The organism is Pseudomonas shahriarae, assembly GCF_014268455.2.
GTDB classification, from domain to species: Bacteria; Pseudomonadota; Gammaproteobacteria; order Pseudomonadales; family Pseudomonadaceae; genus Aquipseudomonas; species Aquipseudomonas shahriarae.
The window spans coordinates 1,774,945-1,797,979 of sequence record NZ_CP077085.1; the positions used below are offsets into that span (position 1 = coordinate 1,774,945).

Below are 23,035 nucleotides of genomic sequence, written 5' to 3' on the forward strand. Positions count from 1 at the left end.
TAAAAATGAATAATACTGAGCAACTTGTTCAGTTTAGGAGAAAGGTCGTGGAGTTCAGCCAACTGCGTATTTTCCAGGCCGTGGCCGAAGAGGGCTCCATCACCCGTGCTGCAGAGCGTCTGCACCGGGTGCCATCGAACCTCTCGACCCGCCTCAAGCAAATGGAAGAGCAACTGGGCGTCGAGCTGTTCGTGCGCGAGCGCCAGCGCCTGCAACTGTCGCCTGCCGGCAAGGTGCTGCTCGACTACAGCACGCGCCTTTTGGCCCTGCATGATGAAGCGCACGGTGCCGTGCAGGGTGGCCAACCGGCCGGGGATTTTGTGCTGGGCAGCATGTACAGCACCGCTGCGATCCATTTGCCGAAACTGCTGGCGCAATATCACAAGGCTTACCCCATGGTGAACCTGCAAGTGCAGTCGGCGCCCAGTGGTGAACTGCTCGAAGGCCTGATCACCGGGCGCCTGGATGCGGCGCTGGTGGATGGCCCGTTGACCCTGGCGACCCTGGACGGCGTACCGCTGTGTGAGGAGCGCCTGCTGCTGATCTGCGAGGCGGACCACCCACCGGTACGCGGCCCGCAGGATGTGGCCGGGCGCGCGGTGTTCACCTTCCGACGCAGTTGTTCCTATCGGGCGCGCCTGGAGGCGTGGTTTTCCCACGACCGTGTGGCCATGGGTCGCGCCATCGAGATCGAGTCCTATCAAGGCATGCTTGCATGTGTGATTGCCGGTTCCGGGGTTGCGTTGATGTCCGAGTCGATGCTCGACAGCCTGCCCGGCAAGGACAGCGTGTCGATCCATCCCCTGGCCGAGCCATTTGCCCACGCCACCACCTGGCTGATGTGGCGCAAAGGCATGCTCGGGGCTAATCTCAATGCATGGATTGACCTGCAGCAAGAGGGCAAGACGCGGCCTGTACAAGAGTCCCGGGCGATTGCCTGACCGCCCCGTCAGGATTTGTATCAATTCAGTAATGGTTCGTTGCGGTTTCAGACAAGCATTACGTGGGACTTAGTACTACTATCTGTAGGAAGCAGCCACAGAATTCCAGCTGCTCGGCACTACCCTCAAAGGGGGCACCATGAAAGAAAAACTGCAAAACTGGCTGCACGACCTCGGCGTCGCACTCGGCTTGATCGAGCCACCGCTGCAACCGGTGCCAATCCGCACCGATGACGAACAGCGCCGCCCGCGTCGCAGGTAAGTCCGGAAAAGCGCTCAGACATTGGTGTTTGGGCGCGATCACTCGTCACACTGTCCCTGAAGCACAGTAGATTGGGCGTGCGGTTGTATGCGATTGCTTTGTACCAGTCTAAGTCCGGACTCCTAAATTAAGTTGCGCTCACCTTGTCTGACCCTGGAAGTATTCTGGTCGGACGTTTCTTTTTGTCTGCTCCCTCGACCACTTCCGTGTTTGGACGCTTTATATTCCTGCTCTCTTCAAGGAAGGAAGACAGGGCTATGTCGTGTGTTAACAGTGATGGAATGCTGGTTTCCGCCAAGGTGATACTGCGTCGGTTTTACGCGATTGAGCATGGGGATCTGCACGGTATACATGCTTTAGTTGTCCACCAGACGGATGCACCTACTGCGCAACATACGTTCAACGGCTACCTTGCAAAAGGCAGTGGTGCGCACTTTCTGATTGATAAAAATGGCTTTGTTTACCAGACGGCCAGCTTGAAAAAGCGCTGCTACCACGTTGGAAAGCTCATACGCTCGAAGTGCCTGGCGATTGATAAAAAATCGTGTGACAGCGCCCAGGTGGCCCGTATTCAAGCGTTATCGTGGACTGCGCAGATCAAGGCGTTGGACGCACATGAGCGAGCAAAAAGCTATCCTGAACGCTATCCTGTGAACTCCGACTCTATTGGCATCGAATTGGTGGGCAAACACTTGGATACCTCGCGGTATGAGTCCGTTACCCCCTTGCAGAACCAATCCCTTCAATGGCTCGTCAACGAGTTATATGTTCATTTCAACCTGTCCTCGGGTGATGTCTACAGGCATCCGCAGATATCCTATAAAAACCCGGGTGAAGCCAGTAGTGCGGTGTGGGAATGATGCCGATCAAAGCATGGCCGATAGGCGCATTACTCGTTCTTGCGGGATGTACGGATCGGCACACGCCCGACCTTGAAGGCATTGTTGTCTCCAGCTTCCAATCCCAAGAACCTGAGAGTTGCCGGCCTTCTGATGTGCCCCTTGATCCAAACCGTGTGCAGGCGTTTTTCCAGCGCGCCTCGAAGATTGATAGCCGCACCCTGCATGACCGTTACGAGTGGGCCCCTTGTTATCTGGAGGGCAACCTGAAGTACAACGGGCATATCTGCACATGGCAGGTTAGGGCGGGAGCTACTGGGGTCATCTGGTGTTCGGCGAAAGAGCAGTACTTTGCCTGTGACGAATGTGGTGATCTGTTTGAAAGACCTGAACAGTAAATAAGAGGGTGGGTGCGACAACCGACATCGCACCCGCTCAAGCCAGCTTCACTCAGGCAGCATCGGCCGCCGCCACCTCTGGCCGACGCGACAGCAGACTCACCAGCACAAAACTCACCACACTCACGCCCAGGCTGTAATAGATCGGCGTGTTTGCCTCCAAGCCATCCTTGACCATAAACACCAGTGACGTGACAAACCCCAATGCCATGGCGCTGATCGCACCCGCCGTCGTAGCGCGTTTCCAGTAAATCGCCCCGATCAATGGGATCAGCATGCCGCCGACCAGCAGGTTATAGGCCAGGGTCAGTGCGCTGATCACGTCGGTGACTATCAAGGCGATACCCAGCACGGCCACCCCAGTCAGCAGGGTGAACAAGCGGTTGATGTTCAGGCTCGACTGCTTGCCGCCGCGCAGGCGCGGCAGCAGGTCTTCGGTCAGCACGGTGGACGCGGCGAGCAGGCCGGCGCTGGCGGTGGACATCATCGCCGCCAGGGCCGCCGCGATCACCAGGCCGCGCAGGCCATCGGGCAACGACAGTTTGACGATGGCGGCGAAGGCGTTGTTGACGTTGTCCAGGTCCGGGATCAGCACATGGGCGGCCATGCCGATCAGGGCGCAGGCCAGGCCGTAGAGGATGCAGTAGAAGCCGGCGAAGGTTCCTGCGTACTGGGCGACTTTTGCGTCACGGGCGGTAAACACCCGTTGCCAGATGTCCTGGCCGATCAGGATGCCGAAAAAGTAGATCATGAAGTAGGTGATGATGGTGTCCCAGCCGATGCTGGTGAAGCTGAAACTGGCCGCCGGCAGTTTGGCCACCAGTTCATCCCAGCCGCCTACGCGGTACAGGCAGATCGGCAGCAGGATAAACATCAGGCCGACGGTCTTGATCACAAACTGCACGATATCGGTTAGCGTCAGCGACCACATGCCGCCAATGGTCGAATACACCAGCACCACGCCACCACCCAGCAGGATGGCGGCCCAGAACGGCAGGTCAAACATCACTTGCAATACGGTGCCGATCCCCAGGATCGAGGTCACCGCCAGCATCAGCGCATAGGCCAGCATGATCAGCCCGCTGGCCTGGCGGGCCGTGGGGTTGTAGCGCTGCTCCAGGACCTGGGTCACGGTGAAGATTTTCAGCTTGAGCAAGGGTTTGGCGAGAAACAGGTTCAGCGCAATGATCCCCGTGCCCAGCGCCGCGCAGAGCCAGAACCCGGAAATACCATGCACATAACCCAGGCGCACGCTGCCCACCGTGGACGCGCCGCCCAGCACCGTCGCGGCCATGGTGCCCATGTACAGGGTCGGCCCCAGGTTGCGCCCGGCGACCAGGTAATCTTCATGGGTCTTGGCCCGGCGCATGCCGAAATAGCCGAGCACGAGCATGCCGGCGGCGTAGATAAGTACGACGAATAGATCCAGAGCCATGGTGGCGCCTCTCCAGTTATTGTTTTTATGGACTAATCAGGTGACGCGCTACATCAACGGTGCGTGACTCCAGGCAGCACGCAGAGCATTTCGTACAGCAGGTTGGCGCCCAGCAACGAGGTGTTGCCGGTGGTGTCGTAGGGCGGCGAAACCTCCACCAGGTCACAACCAATCAGGTCCAGGCCCTGGCAGCCCCGGATGATCTCGATCGCCTGGATGGTGGTCAGCCCGCCGATTTCCGGGGTGCCGGTGCCGGGCGCCCAGGCCGGGTCGATGCCGTCGATGTCGAAACTCAGGTACACCGGGCCGCCGCCGACCTTTTCCCGAACTTCGGCCATCAACGGCGCGAGGGAGTGGTGCCAGCATTCTTCGGCCTGGACCACGCGGAACCCCTGTTTGCGGCTCCAATTGAAGTCTTCGGCGGTATAGCCCTGGGCGCGCAGGCCGATTTGCACCACACGGTCGCAATCGAGCAGGCCCTCTTCGACGGCCCGGCGGAAGGTGGTGCCGTGGGCGATTTTCTCGCCGAACATATGGTCGTTGACGTCGGCGTGGGCGTCGATATGCACCAGCCCGACCTTGCCGTGTTTCTTGTGGATCGCCCGCAGGATCGGCAGGGTGATGGTGTGGTCGCCGCCCAGGGTCAGCGGGATTACGTTATGGCCGAGGATCTCATCGTAGGCTTCTTCGATAATGCGCACGGCGTCCAGCAGGTTGAAGGTGTTGATCGCCACGTCGCCGATATCGGCCACCGACAGCGAGTCGAACGGCGCAGCGCCGGTGGCCATGTTGTAGGGGCGGATCATCACCGACTCAGCGCGGATTTCACGCGGCCCGAAGCGGGTGCCGGCGCGCAGCGAGGTGCCGATATCCAGGGGCACGCCGACAAAGGCCGCATCCAGGCCGGCGGCGGTTTGCAGGTGGGGCAGGCGCATCATGGTGGCGATGCCGGCAAAGCGCGGCATTTCGTTGCCGCCCAGTGGTTGGTGAAAGATCTTGTCCACGGCAGTGCCTCATCGTTGTTGTGGTTATCAGAGGCCGATTCTGCGAAATGCCCGGCAACGGAAGAATCGCTGTGGGGAAATACTTAGTTCAGATTTTTCTAAACTAATGCCTGGGGTAGACTCCACCGGTTTGCGAAACCTGTTCCCTGTCCGCCGACTTTTTGCCTGGAGCGTCCATGGCCAATGCCTTGCCCGACCTGAAATTGCTGCGCATCTTCGTCAGCGTCGTGCGCCACCAGGGGTTTGCCAATGCCCAGCATGAGCTCAACCTGTCGACGTCGGCCATCAGCACCTATATGAGCCAACTGGAAGGCGCGTTGGGCCTGGTGCTGTGCCATCGCGGGCGTGGCGGGTTCAGCCTGACCAGCAAGGGCGAGTTGTTTCACCAGGAAACCTTGCGCCTGCTGGGCGAACTGGAGGGCTTCGAGCAATACGCGGCGGCGCTCAAGGGCGAACTGCGCGGCACGCTCAAACTGGGTGTGCTTGATTCGACCGTCAGCGACAAGGCCCTGCCATTTGCCGAAGTCATCGGCGCCTACAGCCTCGAGCATCCGGCGGTGCATCTGCACTTATCGGTGATGAGCCCCTACGAACTGCAACTGGGGGTGCAGGACAATCGTCTGGACCTGGCCATTGGCGCCTTCTCCAACCGCATGAGCGGCTTGGTCTACATGCCGCTGTACCGCGAACAGCACTGGCTCTATTGCAGCTCGCGGCATCCGCTGTTCAGCGAGCGACGCATTCCGGAGCAGGTGATTACCCAGCAACGCATGGTCGGGCGCGGTTACTGGAGCCAGGCGGAACTGGCGCGCCATGGCTTCAAACACAGCGCCGCCACTGTAGAAAGTATGGAGGCGCAGTTGATCCTGGTGTTGTCCGGCGCCTACATCGGCTACTTGCCCGAGCACTACGCCCAGGCCTGGGCCGACAAGGGCGACTTGCGGGTGCTGCTGCCGGCGACCTTTGGCTACCAGGCGCCGTTTTCGCTGATCATGCGCCGTGGGCGCAGCCGCGAACCGTTGATCCAGACCTTCCGCGATTTACTCAAAGCACAGCTCAATCAGGCCTGAATATGTCCAGACCCCAATGCCCCCGCTGCCTGCGGCCGACCACCCACTGCCTGTGCGCACTGATCCCGAGCCTGCACAGCCGTACCCGGGTGTTGCTGTTGCAGCATCCCAGCGAGGTCAACCATGCGCTCAACACCGCGCGCCTCGCCGCGTTGGGCCTGGTGAATGCGCAGTTGGTAGTGGGCGAAGTATTTGAAGACTTGCAGACCTTGCTCAACCCTCCGGGGTATCAGGCACGGCTGCTGTTTCCTGGCGAAGAGGCGCAGTCGCTGCAGACCTATGGCCCATCCGATGAGCCGTTGCTGCTGGTGGTGCCCGACGGTACCTGGCGCAAGGCGCGCAAGTTGCTGCACCTCAACCCGCTGCTGGCGGCGTTGCCACGGGTGACGCTGGCGGCGGGCGCAGTGTCCCGCTACCGATTGCGCAAGGCACCGGGGCCGGGGGCGTTGTCGACGGTGGAGGCAATTGTGCAGGCGTTGCAGGTGCTGGAGGCGCCGCAGTCATTTGATCCGTTGTTGCGGCCGTTTGAGGCGTTGATCGACGGGCAGATAGCGGCGATGGGGGAGGAGGTGTTTCAGCGCAATCATGGGGGTGATTAGCCGGTTCACCGAGGTCCAGCTCCCCCATTGACAGCGCCGCTCAAGACATGCGCGGTCGATGTGGGAGCTGGCTTGCCGGCGATGGCGCCTGCCCAAACACCGCTAACGCTCGCGCATCGCCTCCGTGCGTGCCTTCAACACCGGCTTGAGCAAGTAATCCAATACGCTTTTCTCCCCGGTAATAATGTCCACCGTTGCCACCATCCCCGGGATGATCAGCAACGGTTTTTTCTCCCCGCCCAGATGGTTCTTATCGGTGCGCACCTGGATCAGGTAGAAGCTGTTGCCCTTGTCGTCGGTAATCGTATCGGCGCCGATCAGTTCCAGTTTCGCCGCCAGCCCGCCGTAGATCGTGTAGTCATAGGCACTGAACTTGACCATCGCCTTCTGCCCCGGATGCAAGAACGCCACGTCCTGGGGCCGTACTTTGGCCTCGATCAGCAGGTTGTCTTCCAGCGGGACGATTTCCACCATGTCGCTGCCCGGCTGGACGACGCCGCCGATGGTGTTGACCTTCAGTTGCTTGATCACCCCATGCACCGGGGAGACCACGGTGGTGCGGCTGACGCGGTCATCGATGGCGATGCTGGTGGCGGTGATTTTTGACAGGTCGGTGCGTTTTTCGTTGAGTTCCTTGGCGGCTTCCGAGCGGAAGGTCTGTACCGATTCGTCGATCTTGCTCTTGATCTCATTGATCGCCGATTCCGCCCGGGGGATTGCCAGGGTGGTGGCGTTCAACGAGCCACGGATCTCCACGGCGCTGCGTTTGAGGCGCAGGATTTCCACCGGTGACACCGCGCCGGTGCCCACCAGAGGGGCCGACATGTTCATCTCTTGTTGCAGCAGCGCCAGGCTGGAGCTGAATTGGCCCTGTTTGGAGCGAAACTCCGCCAGCTCCTGGGTTTTCTGCCGCAGCTGTTCGCTCAAGGTCCGTTGCTCGCTGCTCAAGCGCCGCTGGCGTTGTTCAAACAGCGAGCGTTCGTCTTCGGCCACTTGCGGGGCCTTGGCGATCACTTCATCGGACAATTTGAACGGCCGCCCCTCGGCCTCGGCCGACAGGCGCTCGACCTGGGCGGTGAGGGCATACCGGTCGACTTCGCTTTCGCCCTTGTTCGAGCGGAACCGCGTGTCGTCCAGTTGCAGCAGTTTGTCGCCCTTGTCCACCATCTGCCCTTCGCGCACGTAGATCTGGGTGACGATGCCGCCTTCCAGGTTCTGGATCACTTGCACCTTGCTCGACGGGATGGCCTTGCCTTCGCCCATGGTCACTTCATCGAGAACGGCAAAGTTGGCCCACAGCAGGGCGCAGATGATCAGGCCGGCGGTCAGCCACACGATAATCCGTGAACGGCGCGGCGAGTCCTGCAGCGCAGCGCCTGCCAGTTCGGGCATGAATTCGCTGTCGGCGGTTTTGCCAAAGCTCTTGAAGTAGCCCGGTGGCGCGGGAGTGGCTGACATGGTGGGGCTCCTAGACGGCGGCCGAGCCGACACGGCCCTTGCGCAGTGCATCAATCACACTTTCTTTGGGGCCGTCGGCAACGATGCGGCCGTTGTCCAGCACGATCAAGCGGTCGACCAGGCTGAGCATCGAGGTGCGGTGCGTGACCAACAGCAATGTCTTGCCCTTGACCCACAGCTCCAGGCGCTGGCGCAGGGTTTCTTCGCTGCTGTTGTCCATGGCGCTGGTGGGTTCGTCCAGCAGCAGGATCGGCGGGTCGAGCAGCAACGCGCGGGCCAGCAACACCGCCTGGCGCTGGCCGCCGGACAGCAGTTGCCCGCGCTCGCCCACTGGCCGGTCGAAGCCTTGTGGGTGCTGGCGGGCCAGTTCGCTGACGCCGGTCAGTTCGGCCACTTCGAGCATCCGCGCATCGCTGATATAGCGCGCGCCCAGGGTCAGGTTATCGCGCAGGCTACCGGCCAACAGCGGCAGGTCATGGGCCACATAGCCCACTTGTTGGCGCAGGTCGGCCACATCCAGCTGGCGCAGGTCGAGGCCATCGAGCAGCAACTGGCCTTCTTCTGGCGCGTAGAAGCCCATCACCAGGCGTCCCAGGGTGCTTTTGCCCGAGCCGCTGCGGCCGATAATACCCACGCGCTCGCCGGCCTTGAGCTGGAAACTGACTTGGCTCAGGGCCGGGGTGTTCTGCCCGGCATAGCGGAAGGTGACCTGGCTGACTTCCAGGGCGCCACTCAGTTGCGTGCGCTCCAGTGGGCGCTGCTGCGGGTCGCGCTCCTGGGGCAGGGCCATCAGCGCGTCGGTGCTGCGCATGGTCAATTGCGCCTGCTGGTAGCGGGTGATCAACCCGGCGATCTGCCCCAGCGGCGCCAATACCCGGCTGCCGAGCATGTAGGTGGCCACCAGCGCGCCGACACTGAGGCTGCCGGCGATGATGCTGTAGACCCCGGCAACAATGGTCGCCATCCCGGAAAACTGCTGGATGAACAGCGTGCCATTGGTGGCCAGCGCCGAGAGGTTGCGCGCATGGCTGTCGAGGCGGGTGAGGGCGCCGTGGGTGCTTTCCCACTGGTGCTGGCGCTCGCTTTCGGCGCTGCAGGCCTTGAGGGTTTCCAGGCCGCTGAGGGTTTCGATCAACAGCGCCTGGCGTTCGGCGCCCAGGCTCAGGCTTTTTTGCACGGTGTCGCGCAGGCGTACCTGGATCAGCATTGCAAAGCCGATGGTCAGCGGGAACGCACACAAAGGGATGATCACCAGCCAGCCGCCGAGCAGGCCGATCACCAGCAGCATCAGCACGGCGAAGGGCAGGTCGATCAGGCTGGTAAGGGTCACCGCGGTGAGGAATTCGCGCAGGCCCTGGAAGTCATGGATGCTCTGGGCAAAACCGCCGATGGTGGCGGGGCGCGCCTTCATCGACATGCCGGTGATGCGCTCGAACAGGGTCGCTGACAAAATCACATCGGTCTTCTTGCCGGCGGTGTCCAGCAGATGGGCGCGCACCACCCGCAGTACCAGCTCGAACGCCGTGCCGATCAGCAGACCGATCACCAGTACCCACAAGGTCGAGGTGGCCTGGTTCGGCACCACGCGGTCGTAGGTCTGCATCACGAACAGCGGCACCATCAGGCCCAGCAGGTTGATCAGCAAACTGGCGAGAATTGCATCGCTGTACAGCCAGCGCGACAGCTTCAAGGTGTCGCGAAACCACGCCTCGACTCTTGGTACCAGCGGCGTGCGCAGGTCTTCGATTTCGTGCCGTGGCCGGGCAAACAGGGCCTGGCCGCTGTAGGCCGCGTCGAGCTCTTCGCGGCTGACCCACTGTTCGCCGCCTTCGGCTTCGCTGGGCAGGATCAGCGCCTGGCCATCCTCGCACCAGCGCCGCAACACCGCGCAGCGGCCTTCGTTGAGCAGCAACAGCACTGGCAGGTTCAGCGCCGAGATGGCCTTCAAGTCCCGGCGCAATACCCGCGCCTGCAAGCTGGCACGGGCGGCTGCCCGTGGCAGCAAGTCCAGGCTCAGGCGTTGTTGCGCCAAGGGCAGGCCGGCGCTCAGGCTGCTACGGCTGACGCTGCAGCCGTGCAGCTTGCAGAGGATCAGCAGGCCGTCGAGCAACGGGTCATCAAAGCTCTGGCGCGGGTCGACACCCGGGTTCAGCGGTTCCATCTGGCTCACGGCGATCTGCTCCACGTCTTTGGCTACTTCAGGTCGGGCAGGTGGGCTTCGCTTCTGACTTCCGACTGGGCAATGGCTTCGGCCGGCACCACCACGCGCTCCTTGTTCAGCAACTCGCCCATATTGGCCAGCACGCGGTACATGGAGAACTCTTCGGTGTAGCGCACTTCGGTGTAGCGCCGGTTGGCGTTGTACAGCTCGTTTTCACTGTCCAGCAGGTCCAGCAGGGTGCGCTGGCCCAGGCCGAACTGGTCCTGATAGGCCGCGCGTACGCGCTGGGTGGTTTCGGCATATTCGCGGGCGGTGGGGGTCTGGATGCGGGCGTTGTCCATGGCATGCCAGGCCAGGTTGAGGTTCTCGTTGAGCATGCGCAGGGCGTTGTTGCGGATGTCCATGGCCTGGTTGATCTTGTGCGAGTCCGACGCCAGGCGGGCCTTGTCGCTGCCGCCACGGAACAGGTTGTAGTTCATCACCACGCCCACCCGCCATTGGTTATCGTGACCCAGGTCGCCGCGCACATTGTTATTGGCGCCCACCGCCGCCTCGGCATCGAAGCGTGGATAGAACGGCGACTTGGCCACCTCGTACTGGCTCTCGGCGGCCATCACATCGGACTGGGCCGACTTCAGATAGGGGTTGTTCTCCAGCATGCTGCGCCGGGCGCCGAGTTGGTCGCTGGGCAGCTCGCCCTTGATCGAGGCCGGGCTTTCCAGTTCATCCGGCATGCGCCCGACCACGCTATAGAAGTTCGATTCGGCGTCTTGCAGGTCGACCAGTGCGGTCTGGTAGTTATTGTCTGCCAGGGCCCGGCGGGCGGTGGACTGGTCGCGGTCGGCGGTGCTGCCGATGCCGCGCTCGGTGCGCAGGCCGATCTGGTCGGTGACGCGCAGGTGCGCCTGCAGGTTGTTCTTGGCCAATGTCAGCAGGTCGCGGCGCTTGAGTACTTCCAGGTACACCTCGACGGTGCGCAGGGCCAGGCTCTCGGCGGTGCCACGGGTGTAATAGGCGCGGGAGTTGACCACCGCCCCGGTGCGCTGCACTTCGTTGGAGGTGTTGAAACCGTCGAACAGCATCTGGCGCAGGCGCAGTTCCGACTGGGTGTAGTTGTCGGTCTCGGTGTGGTGATTGCCACCACGGGCGCGGGTGGTGCTGTTGTCGCTGTAGTCACGGCCGTAGGCGGCATTGAGGTCGAGACTGGGGTAGAAGCCGCCTCTGGCGACTTTCACATCTTCATCGGCCGAAAGCCGGCTGTTACGGCTGGCATTCAGTTCCGGGTGAGTGTCCAGCGTGCTTTGGATCGCTTGGGTCAGCGACATTGCTTGGGTGTTGGTGCAGGCCATGGCGATCAGAATCGCGCTGCAGAGGGGGGTAAAGGCGCGCATGGGTACATCTCCCGGTGTCAGTGTTACTGGTCTGTCGCCATTTATTTGACGAATTTAGGGGGCAAACCGTCTCAGGCTTGTAACAACACAGCTAAGAACATTTGCGGGGGGAGCTAAGAAGGATTTCTCATAATGTTTATGTCCAAAAAAACTTATGCGTTCTGCGCGAAGCAAGACATTGTTCAAAGCACAAGCCTTGAGTTATGTGCGCTGTGGCGTGTTTTTCGGCTCGGGGAAAGTTCAATCGCAAGTGCGAGCAGGTGATGGGGTAGCGAAAAAAAGGGCGTTTTTTGGTGACGGTTTTTTGTCACTCTCTCTCTTTTTGAAAGGCTCTCTGTAACGGGGTTGAAGCGCGGGTTGGCGGCTGATTTGAATCAGTTTTGTGCCACTTCCGGCCCCCCCGATCCACTGCACTTGTGCACGTAACCGAGGTGCCGACTACTGGGGTCGGACAGGGAGATAAGCGCATGGCCAAGTTAATCGGTGTTGTCAGCAAGGTGGTTGGGGAAGTCTTTGCCGTGGCAGGAGATGGCAGTCGCCGAAGCCTGATCGAAGGCGACCGACTGTTTGCCGGCGAGCAACTGCAGACCGGTGCGGCCGGTGCAGTCGCGGTGCAACTGACCAACGGCCAGGAGCTGACCCTGGGGCGCGACAGCAGCCTGGGCCTTTCCCCGCAATTGCTGGCTGGCCAGGCGCCGCGGATTCACGCCTCGGAAGACCTTGCACCGAGCCAGGCACAGTTGACCGATGTGCAGCAACTGCAAAAAGCCATCGCCGCCGGTGACGACCCGACCCAGACCGCTGAAGCCACGGCCGCCGGCCAAACCGGCAGCACGGCGGCAGGTGAGCTGGGCGGTGGGCACTCCTTTGTGTTGTTGACCGAAGTCGCCGGGCGGGTGGAGCCGGTCATCGGCTTTCCCACGGCAGGGTTTGGCGGGATTCCTGAGTTTCCGTTGTTCCAGGTCGCCGGCCAGCCCGATACCGGCAACGACCAGCCCGTGGTGGTGCCTCCCGACAACCCAGTGAGCCTGGGTGGGCTGGAGGTCGAGGGCGGCGAGTTGACGCTCAACGAGGCCAATCTTGCACAAGGCTCGGCCAGCAATCCGGCGGCGCTGGTGCAGACCGGCACCTTCAACGTCTCGGCGCCCGATGGCCTGCAAAGCCTGACCGTGGGCGGCATCAGCGTGGTCAGCGGCGGGGTGGCCAGCAGCTTCCCGCAAACTATCACCACCGGGCTGGGCAACACCCTGAGCATCACCGGCTACAACGCAGCCACCGGGGTGATCAGCTACAGCTACACCTTGACCGGCAATGAGGCCCATCCGTCGGGCAACGGCAGCAACAGCCTGGGTGAGCAATTCGCGGTGGTCGCCACCGATAGCGATAACGACAGCGCCACCGGCTCGCTGGATATCACCCTCATCGACGACGTGCCCAAGGCGCTGGATGACAGCCATGAGGGTCGCGCTTCGGAAAGCCTGCTGACCCTCAGCGGCAACGTCCTGGATAACGACACCCAAGGTGCCGACCGCGTCGCCAGCGGCCCGATCACCGGCGGCACGTTCAGCGGTCAATACGGCACTCTGGTGCTGGCGGCTGACGGCAGCTACACCTACACGCTGAACACCGCCGACCCTGATTTTGTCGCGCTGCAGGGCGGCGGCAATGGCAGCGAAACCTTCACCTACACCCTGACCGACGCCGACGGCGACAGCAGCACCGCCAACCTGGTGCTGCAAGTGCACAACAATGATGACCCGGTGGTGATTGGCGGCATCAGCGTAAATGGCGCCGACCTGACCCTCTATGAAAAAAACCTGGTGGACGGCAGCAGCCCTGACGCTGGCGCGCTGACCCGCGCCGGCAGCCTGACCGTATCGGCCGTGGACGGCTTGCAGAACCTGTCGGTGGGCGGTATCAGCGTGGTGTCCGGCGGTGTCGCCGCCGGCTTCCCGCAATCCATCGCCACCGGCCTGGGCAATACCCTGACCATCACCGGGTTTGACCCGGCCACCGGGGTGATCAGCTACAGCTATACCCTGACGGGCACCGAGGCGCATCCGTCGGCGGGCGGGTTGAATGACCTGACCGAGAGCTTCAGCGTTATCGCCAACGACACCAACAACAGCACCGCCACCGGCACTCTGCACGTGAGTGTGGTGGACGATGTACCGACCGCTGCCGATGACGGCAATGCGCAAGTGGCCTCCGAAAGCCTGCTGACCCTGAGCGGCACGGTGTTGACCAATGACGCGCAAGGCGCCGATCGGGTCGCGTCCGGGCCGATTACGCCGGGCTCCTTCACGGGGCTTTACGGCACGTTGGAGTTGGCGGCGAATGGCACGTATGTGTACACGCTGAATACCGCCGATAGCGATTTTCTGGCATTGAATGGCGGTGGCAGCGGCACTGAAAGCTTTACCTATACCCTGACGGATGCCGATGGCGACACCAGCACCGCCAACCTGGTGTTGCAGGTGCATAACAACGACGACCCGGTGGTGTTGACGGGGCTTGAGGTGAATGGCGGGGAGGTTACGGTCTATGAGAAAAACCTGTCGTTGGGCAGTGCTGTTGATGGGCCTGCACTGACTCAATCCGGCACCTTCACGGTGACGGCATTGGACGGCCTGAAAAACCTGACTGTGGGCGGGATTAGCGTCGTCACCAACGGCGTTGCCGCTACTTTTCCACAATCGGAACCTACCGGCTTCGGCAACACCCTGACCATCACTGGCTACAACGCCAGCACGGGTGTGATCAGTTACAGCTACACCCTCAACGGCACCGATAGCCACCCAACCGGCGCTGGTACTAACAGCATCAGTGAGTCGTTCGCGGTGGTTGCCACCGACAGTAACAACAGCAGTGCCAATGGTTCGCTGGACGTCAATGTGGTCGACGATGTGCCTACTGCAGTTGATGACGCCAATGTACAAGTGGCCTCGGAAAGTCTGCTGACTTTGAGCGGCAGTGTTTTGGGTAATGACGTACAAGGTGCTGACCGCATAGCGACCGGGCCGGTTACGCCAACTACCATCGTGGGTACCTACGGCACTCTGCAGCTGTTCGCGGATGGCAGCTACACCTACACCCTCGACAAGACTGACCCGCAGTTCATGGCCCTGAATGGCGGCGGCAACGGCACTGAAACCTTCACCTATCAGCTTAACGATCTCGACGGTGATACCAGCACCGCCAACCTGGTGTTGCAGGTGCATAACAACGACGACCCAGTGGTGTTGACCGGCCTGAACGTCAATGGTGGCGAAGTCACCGTCTACGAGAAAAACCTGCCGTTGGGTAGCGCTAACGATGGGCCTGCGCTGACTCAATCCGGCACCTTCACGGTGACCGCCTTGGACGGCCTGAAAGACCTGACTGTGGGCGGTATCAGCGTCGTCACCAACGGCGTCGCCGCGACCTTCCCACAATCGGAACCCACTGGCTTCGGAAACACCCTGACCATCACCGGTTACAACGCCAGCACGGGTGTGATCAGTTACAGCTACACCCTCAACGGCACCGATAGCCACCCAGCCGGCGCTGGTACTAACAGCATCAGTGAGTCGTTCGCGGTGGTTGCCACTGACACCAACAACAGCAGCGACAATGGTTCGCTGGACGTCAATGTGGTCGACGATGTGCCTACTGCAGTTGATGACGCCAATGTACAAGTGGCCTCGGAAAGTCTGCTGACTTTGAGCGGCAGTGTTTTGGGTAATGACGTACAAGGTGCTGACCGCATAGCGACCGGGCCGGTTACGCCAACTACCATCGTGGGTACCTACGGCACTCTGCAGCTGTTCGCGGATGGCAGCTACACCTACACCCTCGACAAGACTGACCCGCAGTTCATGGCCCTGAATGGCGGCGGCAGTGGCACTGAAACCTTCACCTATCAGCTTAACGATCTCGACGGTGATACCAGCACCGCCAACCTGGTGTTGCAGGTGCATAACAACGACGACCCAGTGGTGTTGACCGGCCTGAACGTCAATGGTGGCGAAGTCACCGTCTACGAGAAAAACCTGCCGTTGGGTAGCGCTGACGATGGGCCGGCCTTGACTCAATCCGGCACCTTCACGGTGACCGCCTTGGACGGCCTGAAAAACCTGACTGTGGGCGGGATTAGCGTCGTCACCAACGGCGTTGCCGCTACTTTTCCGCAATCAGAACCTACCGGCTTCGGCAACACCCTGACCATCACTGGCTACAACGCTAGCACCGGGGTGATCAGCTATAGCTACACCCTCAACGGCACTGACAGCCACCCAACCGGCGCGGACGCCAATAGCATCAGTGAGTCGTTCGCGGTGGTCGCCACTGACACCAACAACAGCAGCGACAATGGTTTACTGGACGTCAATGTGGTCGACGACGTGCCAAAAGCCGTTGACGACAATCCCGCAGGTATCGCCTCCGAGAGCCAGCTCATCCTGAGCGGCAGCGTGCTAGGCAATGATGTACAAGGTGCTGACCGCATAGCGACCGGGCCGGTTACGCCAACTACCATCGTGGGTACCTACGGCACATTGCAGCTGTTCGCGGATGGCAGCTACACGTACACCCTGGACAAGACTGACCCGCAGTTCGTGGCCCTGAATGGCGGCGGCAGCGGCACTGAAACCTTCACCTATCAGCTTAACGATCTCGACGGCGACACCAGCACCGCCAACCTGGTGTTGCAGGTGCATAACAACGACGATCCGGTGGTGTTGACGGGGCTTGAGGTGAATGGCGGGGAAGTTACGGTCTACGAGAAAAACCTGCCGTTGGGCAGCGCTAACGATGGGCCTGCGCTGACTCAATCCGGCACCTTCACGGTGACCGCCTTAGACGGCTTAAAAAACCTGACTGTGGGCGGCATCAGCGTCGTCACCAACGGCGTTGCCGCTACTTTTCCGCAATCGGAACCCACCGGCTTCGGCAACACCCTGACCATCACTGGCTACAACGCTAGCACCGGGGTGATCAGCTATAGCTACACCCTCAACGGCACTGACAGCCACCCAACCGGCGCGGACGCCAATAGCATCAGTGAGTCGTTCACGGTGGTCGCCACCGACAGCGACAACAGCAGTGCCAATGGTTCGCTGGACGTCAGTGTGGTCGACGACTTGCCGACTGCAGTTGATGACACCAATACACAAGTGGCCTCGGAAAGTCTGCTGACCTTGAGCGGCAGTGTTTTGGGTAATGACGTACAAGGTGCTGACCGCATAGCGACCGGGCCTGTTACGCCAACTACCATCGTGGGTACCTACGGCACCCTGCAACTGTTTGCCGATGGCAGTTATGTCTACACCCTCGACAAGACTGACCCGCAGTTCATGGCCCTGAATGGCGGCGGCAGTGGCACTGAAACCTTCACCTATCAGCTTAACGATCTCGACGGTGATACCAGCACCGCCAACCTGGTGTTGCAGGTGCATAACAACGACGACCCAGTGGTGTTGACCGGCCTGAACGTCAATGGTGGCGAAGTCACCGTCTACGAGAAAAACCTGCCGTTGGGTAGCGCTAACGATGGGCCTGCGCTGACTCAATCCGGCACCTTCACGGTGACCGCCTTGGACGGCCTGAAAGACCTGACTGTGGGCGGTATCAGCGTCGTCACCAACGGCGTCGCCGCGACCTTCCCACAATCGGAACCCACTGGCTTCGGAAACACCCTGACCATCACCGGTTACAACGCCAGCACGGGTGTGATCAGTTACAGCTACACCCTCAACGGCACCGATAGCCACCCAGCCGGCGCTGGTACTAACAGCATCAGTGAGTCGTTCGCGGTGGTCGCCACTGACACCAACAACAGCAGCGACAATGGTTCGCTGGACGTTAATGTGGTCGACGATGTGCCTACTGCAGTTGATGACGCCAATGCACAAGTGGCCTCGGAAAGTCTGCTGACCTTGAGCGGCAGTGTTTTGGGTAATGACGTACAAGGTGCTGACCGCATTGCCACCGGCCCGGTTACGCCCAACACTATCGTCGGTACCTACGGCACATTGCAGCTGTTCGCGGATGGCAGCTACACCTACACCCTGGACAAAACTGACCCGCAATTTATCGCCCTGAATGGCGGCGGCAACGGCACCGAAACCTTCACCTATCAGCTTAACGATCTCGACGGCGACACCAGCACCGCCAACCTGGTCTTGCAGGTGCATAACAACGACGACCCAGTGGTGCTGACTGGCCTGAACGTCAATGGTGGCGAAGTCACCGTCTACGAGAAAAACCTGCCGTTGGGCAGCGCTAACGATGGGCCTGCGCTGACCCAATCCGGCACTTTCACGGTGACGGCCTTGGACGGCCTGAAAAACCTGACTGTGGGCGGCATCAGCGTCGTCACCAACGGCGTCGCTGCGACCTTCCCACAATCGGAACCCACCGGCTTCGGCAACACCCTGACCATCACCGGTTACAACGCCAGCACCGGCGTGATCAGTTACAGCTACACCCTCAACGGCACCGATAGCCACCCAACCGGCGCGGGTGCCAATAGCATTAGCGAGTCGTTCACGGTGGTTGCCACTGACACCAACAACAGCAGCGACAATGGTTTACTGGACGTCAATGTGGTCGACGATGTGCCAAAAGCCGTCGACGACAACCCCGCAGGCATCGCCTCCGAGAGCCTGCTGACCCTGAGCGGTAGCGTGCTGGGCAACGACGTACAAGGCGCCGACCGCATCGCCACCGGCCCGGTTACGCCAACTACCATCGTGGGTACCTACGGCACATTGCAGTTGTTCGCCGATGGCAGCTATGTCTACACCCTGGACAAAACTGACCCACAATTTATCGCCCTGAATGGCGGCGGCAACGGCACCGAAACCTTCACCTATCAGCTTAACGATCTCGACGGCGACACCAGCACTGCCAACCTGGTGTTGCAGGTGAATAACAACGACGACCCAGTGGTGTTGACCGGCCTGAACGTCAATGGTGGCGAAGTCACCGTCTACGAGAAAAACCTGCCGTTGGGCAGCGCTAACGATGGGCCTGCGCTGACTCAATCCGGCACCTTCACGGTGACGGCCTTGGACGGCCTGAAAAACCTGACAGTAGGGGGGATTAGCGTCGTCACTAACGGCGTCGCCGCGACCTTCCCACAATCAGAACCCACCGGCTTCGGCAACACCCTGACCATCACCGGCTACAACGCCAGCACCGGGGTGATCAGCTACAGCTACACCCTCAACGGCACCGATAGCCACCCAACCGGCGCGGGTACCAATAGCATTAGCGAGTCGTTCACGGTGACCGCCACCGACAGCAACAACAGCAGTGCCAACGGTTCACTGGACGTCAATGTGGTCGACGACGTGCCAAAAGCCGTCGACGACAATCCCGCAGGTATCGCCTCCGAGAGCCTGCTGACCCTGAGCGGTAGCGTGCTGGGCAACGACGTACAAGGCGCCGACCGCATCGCCACCGGCCCGGTTACGCCCAACACTATCGTCGGTACCTACGGCACATTGCAGCTGTTCGCGGATGGCAGCTACACCTACACCCTGGACAAAACTGACCCGCAATTTATCGCCCTGAATGGCGGCGGCAACGGCACCGAAACCTTCACCTATCAGCTTAATGATCTCGACGGCGACACCAGCACCGCCAACCTGGTGCTACAGGTGCATAACAACAACGACCCGGTCGTGCTCACCGGCCTGGACGTCACTGGCGGCGAGTTGACCGTCTATGAGAAAAACCTGGTCGATGGTTCCAGCCCGAACATCCCGTTGTTGACCCAGACCGGTACCTTCACGGTGACCGCCTTGGACGGCCTGAAAAACCTGACTGTGGGCGGCATCAGCGTCGTCACCAACGGCGTCGCCGCGACCTTCCCACAATCGGAACCTACCGGCTTCGGCAACACCCTGACCATCACTGGCTACAACGCCAGCACCGGGGTGGTCAGCTACCGCTACACCTTGCTCGACAATGAAGCGCACCCCAATGCCAGCGGCGATAACAGTCTGTCGGAGCAGATCACGGTCACGGCCAGCGATAACGACACCAATACTGCGACGGGTACGATCGACATCAACATCATTGATGACCTGCCCACTGCCAACCCCGACGTGCGTTCGGTGATAGAAGGCGGTGTGGTCAGCGCCAATGTGTTGGGCAATGATGTCGGCGGCGCCGATAGCCCCACATTGGCTGGCGCGGTAGTCGGGGTGCGGGCGGGCAGCAACATCGGCACCCCGGCCTCTGGCGGCCTGGGCGCTAACATCAACGGCACCTATGGTTACCTGACTCTGGATGCCAACGGCAACGCCGTGTACCACAGCAACCCCAACGCGGTGAGCCCTCCGGGGGCGGTGGACACCTTCGTCTATACCGTGCGGGATGCCGACGGTGACCTAAGCACCACCACCCTGACGATTACAGTGACCGACAGCGGCCTCAAGGCGGTGGTTGACGGCGATGTCACGGTCTACGAGAAAGCCCTGGACCTGAACCTCGACGGCCAGGACCTGGCGCCTGGCACCGTGGTCGGCAGCGACCCGACGGCCACCACGGAAACCGCCAGCGGCAACCTCGCAGACTCGGTAACCGGCGGCAGTGGTCCGCTGAGTTTCAGCCTGGTCGGCAGCGCTACCGGCACTTATGGGCAGATCCTGCTCAACCCCAACGGCACCTACACCTACACCCTGACCTCGGCACCCAAGACCTTGCCCAACAGCAACGACGGGCCGAATGTATTGACCGAGACTTTCACTTATAAGGCCACCGACCAATTGGGCAACACCACCACCAGCAGCATCGTGGTGAGCATTGTCGATGATGTGCCCAAAGTGGTGTCCAGCGCGCGTGAAGTCACGGCGACGGAGGTGGACTCCAACCTGCTGCTGATCATTGATATTTCCGGCAGCATGAACGACGCCTCGGGGGCCGGCGGCACGCGGCTTGACCTGGCCAAGGCGTCCATCACCGAGTTGCTTAACCGCTACGACGAGATGGGTGATGTGAAGGTGCAGATCGTGACCTTCAACGACAGCTCCCAGCAATTGAGCAGCCAATGGGTCAGCGTCGCCACGGCCAAGACCCTGGTCAACAACCTCACGGCGTTCAACGGCACCAACTACGACTCGGCCCTCGGCACCGCGCAGACCGCCTATGGCACCGCTGGCAAGCTGGAAGGCGCGCAGAACGTGGCGTATTTCTTCTCGGACGGTAACCCCACCACGTCCAACACCAATAATCCGAACAACCCCGGCAACGTGGTCAACCCGGAATACGGCGACGGGATCGACGCCACTGAAGAGGGCGTATGGCGGGCCTTCCTCGATGCCAACGGCATCAAGGCCTATGCCATAGGCCTGGGGGCGGGGGTCAACAGTATTTACCTGGACCCGGTGGCCTACGACGGCAGCACCCACACCAACACCAACGCGGTGGTGGTGGCCAACCTGGCGGGCCTGGATGCGGTGCTGGCCGGCACGGTACAGGGCGCGCCGGTCACCGGCAGCCTGCTGACGGACGGCTCGTTCGGTGCTGACGGTGGCTTCGTCAAAGCCCTCACGGTGGATGGCATCACCTACACCTACAACCCGGCGGCGGGGGGCTCGATGAGTGCCAACCTGCCAGGCGGCCAAGGTACGTTCGACACCGTCAGCAACAGTGTCACCATCACCACCAACCAGGGCGGCACGCTGGTGGTGGACATGGACAACGGCGAGTTCCGCTACACGCCGCCGAAGCTGACCGACTCGCTGGTCACCGAAACCTTTGGCGTGACCGTCAGCGACAACGACGGCGATCTCGCGACGTCCAGCCTGGTAGTCAAGGTCAACCCGAACGTGGCGCCGGTGGCGGGTGATGACCATGTGATCACCAATATCCTGTCGAGCAATATTGTGGTGCCTGCCGAGTTGCTGCTGGCCAATGACAGCGATGCCAACCATGACAACCTGACGGCTATCCCCACCAGTTTTCCAACCGGCTGGGTGGCCAAAGGCGCGGCCTTTACCGGGACGGGGACCAGAACGCTCACCGGTACAACTGTGGGGGATGTACGTACCTCGTTTGCCGGTGATGCGGCGAACCTCACTGCAGCACTTTTGATCACTGGCAGTCTCGGCAATGTCGGTGGCGCTACGGCCGACGATCGCTTAACGGTCACGCTCAAGGCGGGTGAGACCCTCAGCCTGGATCACAACCGGCCGGTCGGTAACATCATCATGGCCTATTCGATCAACGGTGGCAGCGAGCTCCCTCTTGCGGATGGCACGACGCTGACTGCGTTAGCGGACGGTAGCTATCAGATTCACATTACCAACACCTCCAATCCAACAGGCGGCAACCCCAATGGCACAGAAAGCTACCAGTTGGACATGAAGATCAACTACGCCGGCGCCCAGGACTACACACCGCAGTACCACGGCAACTACTCGGTCAGCGATAACCACGGCGGCAGCGACAGCGCCGCGGTAGACATCAGCTACCAGGCCGGTACGACCCTCACCGGTACCAACGGTGATGACATCATCATGGCCGGGCCCGGCAACAACATCCTCAATGGCGGCGATGGCAACGACGTGCTCACCGCCGGCACCGGCAACAACCAGATGCACGGCGGCAATGGCAATGACCTGCTGTTCAGCGGCATCGGCAATGACCTGCTCGATGGCGGGGCGGGCCTCGACACCGTCAGCTATGCCCATGCCACGGCAGGCGTGATCGTCAACCTTGGCCTGGCGACGGGGCAAATCACTGGCGGCGCCGGAACCGATACATTGATGGCCCTGGAGAACCTGGTGGGCTCCAACTTCAATGACTTCCTCACGGGCAACGGCAACAACAACCTGATCTCCGGCGGGCTGGGCAATGACACCCTCAAGGGCGAGGGGGGCGATGACATCCTGATCGGCGGCCTGGGTAACAACACCCTGACCGGTGGCCCTGGCGCCGATACCTTCCAGTACCTGACCGGCGGTAGCGGGCACGATGTCATCACCGACTTTGCGGTGGGCACCGACAAGCTCGACCTGTCGCAATTGCTGCAAGGCGAGAATGCGACGACGGCGTCCCTGGATGACTACCTGCACTTCAAGGTGGTGGGCGGTACGACCACCATCGACATCAGCGCCGTTGCAGGTGCCACGCCGAACCAGACCATCGACCTGGCCGGGGTCAACCTGGCGACCCAATACGGCGTCACGCCGGGCGCGGGCGGGTTGATTGCGGGCGGGGCGGATACGGCGACGATCATCAATGGGATGTTGAATGACCATTCGTTGAAGGTGGATACCGTGTAATCCCCTGTGGCGAGGGAGCTTGCTCCCGTTGGACTGCGTAGCAGTCCCATTCAGGGCCGCTTCGCGCCCCGACGGGAGCAAGCTCCCTCGCCACGTCTCTCGCCACAGACAGGTACTGGCCTGTGGCTTTAGCTCATTGAGTTATAAGCACCATACTTTGCGTGATATGGCCCGCCAGCGTTTGCCGGTATGATAGGCGCC

At 61.2% G+C, this 23,035-nt stretch carries 12 protein-coding genes; 7 read left to right on the forward strand and 5 right to left on the reverse strand.

The genetic code is table 11. The features are described 5' to 3' along the window. Positions 1–47: 47 nt before the first annotated feature. From ptrR to HU773_RS08005, 4 genes are all read left to right on the forward strand, one after another. The gene (ptrR, locus tag HU773_RS07995; RefSeq protein WP_057441212.1) at positions 48–941 is read left to right on the forward strand and encodes a putrescine utilization regulator PtrR; all 894 of its coding nucleotides are present in this window, start codon (positions 48–50) and stop codon (positions 939–941) included. A gap of 139 nt (positions 942–1,080) precedes the next feature. After that, positions 1,081–1,203, forward strand: coding sequence for a PA1414 family protein (locus HU773_RS27540; protein ID WP_003210728.1), 123 nt, complete (start codon positions 1,081–1,083; stop codon positions 1,201–1,203). 281 nt (positions 1,204–1,484) lie between these two features. Continuing rightward, positions 1,485–2,063 (forward strand): peptidoglycan recognition protein family protein, encoded by a 579-nt coding sequence (locus HU773_RS08000; RefSeq protein WP_225923844.1) that lies wholly within the window; start codon positions 1,485–1,487, stop codon positions 2,061–2,063. Beyond that, on the forward strand, positions 2,060–2,440 hold the full coding sequence (locus HU773_RS08005) for a hypothetical protein (protein WP_178112939.1): 381 nt from the start codon (positions 2,060–2,062) through the stop codon (positions 2,438–2,440). The genes HU773_RS08000 and HU773_RS08005 overlap by 4 nt, the downstream gene beginning before the upstream one ends. A 52-nt stretch (positions 2,441–2,492) precedes the next feature. Here HU773_RS08005 and HU773_RS08010 read toward each other — a convergent pair whose 3' ends face one another. Further along, positions 2,493–3,875: a sodium:solute symporter family protein gene (locus HU773_RS08010; RefSeq protein WP_057958840.1), complete on the reverse strand. Its 1,383-nt coding sequence runs from the start codon at positions 3,873–3,875 to the stop codon at positions 2,493–2,495. A gap of 53 nt (positions 3,876–3,928) precedes the next feature. After that, positions 3,929–4,879: an agmatinase gene (speB, locus tag HU773_RS08015; protein ID WP_120732183.1), complete on the reverse strand. Its 951-nt coding sequence runs from the start codon at positions 4,877–4,879 to the stop codon at positions 3,929–3,931. Between the two features lie 176 nt (positions 4,880–5,055). Here speB and HU773_RS08020 point away from each other — a divergent pair, with 176 nt between their 5' ends. Both HU773_RS08020 and HU773_RS08025 read left to right on the forward strand, forming a co-directional pair. Continuing rightward, positions 5,056–5,949, forward strand: coding sequence for a LysR family transcriptional regulator (locus HU773_RS08020; RefSeq protein ID WP_057441205.1), 894 nt, complete (start codon positions 5,056–5,058; stop codon positions 5,947–5,949). 2 nt (positions 5,950–5,951) lie between these two features. After that, positions 5,952–6,548, forward strand: a complete 597-nt coding sequence (locus HU773_RS08025) for a tRNA-uridine aminocarboxypropyltransferase (RefSeq protein ID WP_115127630.1) — start codon at positions 5,952–5,954, stop codon at positions 6,546–6,548. A gap of 102 nt (positions 6,549–6,650) precedes the next feature. On the opposite strand, the gene HU773_RS08030 is transcribed toward HU773_RS08025, so the two are convergent. From HU773_RS08030 to HU773_RS08040, 3 genes are read right to left on the reverse strand one after another with little or no spacing between them, the layout of a single operon-like run. Continuing rightward, complete coding sequence (locus HU773_RS08030; RefSeq protein WP_186625258.1) at positions 6,651–8,006, reverse strand: HlyD family type I secretion periplasmic adaptor subunit; 1,356 nt, start codon at positions 8,004–8,006, stop codon at positions 6,651–6,653. 10 nt (positions 8,007–8,016) lie between these two features. Continuing rightward, positions 8,017–10,176 (reverse strand): type I secretion system permease/ATPase, encoded by a 2,160-nt coding sequence (locus HU773_RS08035; RefSeq protein WP_186625259.1) that lies wholly within the window; start codon positions 10,174–10,176, stop codon positions 8,017–8,019. A gap of 23 nt (positions 10,177–10,199) precedes the next feature. Continuing rightward, the gene (locus HU773_RS08040) at positions 10,200–11,558 is read right to left on the reverse strand and encodes a TolC family outer membrane protein (RefSeq protein WP_057958844.1); all 1,359 of its coding nucleotides are present in this window, start codon (positions 11,556–11,558) and stop codon (positions 10,200–10,202) included. A gap of 467 nt (positions 11,559–12,025) precedes the next feature. On the opposite strand from HU773_RS08040, the gene HU773_RS08045 reads away from it, so the two are divergent. Beyond that, the gene (locus HU773_RS08045; RefSeq protein WP_217883919.1) at positions 12,026–22,834 is read left to right on the forward strand and encodes a retention module-containing protein; all 10,809 of its coding nucleotides are present in this window, start codon (positions 12,026–12,028) and stop codon (positions 22,832–22,834) included. Positions 22,835–23,035 lie beyond the last annotated feature (201 nt).

Bases quoted from the DNA above. Each gene is read 5' to 3' on its own strand.
- HU773_RS08045 (WP_217883919.1), top strand. From the start codon at position 12,026: ATGGCCAAGTTAATCGGTGTTGTCAGCAAGGTGGTTGGGGAAGTCTTT.
- HU773_RS08025 (WP_115127630.1), top strand. From the start codon at position 5,952: ATGTCCAGACCCCAATGCCCCCGCTGCCTGCGGCCGACCACCCACTGC.
- HU773_RS08040 (WP_057958844.1), bottom strand. From the start codon at position 11,558: ATGCGCGCCTTTACCCCCCTCTGCAGCGCGATTCTGATCGCCATGGCC.
- HU773_RS27540 (WP_003210728.1), top strand. From the start codon at position 1,081: ATGAAAGAAAAACTGCAAAACTGGCTGCACGACCTCGGCGTCGCACTC.
- HU773_RS08020 (WP_057441205.1), top strand. From the start codon at position 5,056: ATGGCCAATGCCTTGCCCGACCTGAAATTGCTGCGCATCTTCGTCAGC.
- HU773_RS08010 (WP_057958840.1), bottom strand. From the start codon at position 3,875: ATGGCTCTGGATCTATTCGTCGTACTTATCTACGCCGCCGGCATGCTC.
- HU773_RS08000 (WP_225923844.1), top strand. From the start codon at position 1,485: ATGCTGGTTTCCGCCAAGGTGATACTGCGTCGGTTTTACGCGATTGAG.
- HU773_RS08030 (WP_186625258.1), bottom strand. From the start codon at position 8,006: ATGTCAGCCACTCCCGCGCCACCGGGCTACTTCAAGAGCTTTGGCAAA.
- HU773_RS08005 (WP_178112939.1), top strand. From the start codon at position 2,060: ATGATGCCGATCAAAGCATGGCCGATAGGCGCATTACTCGTTCTTGCG.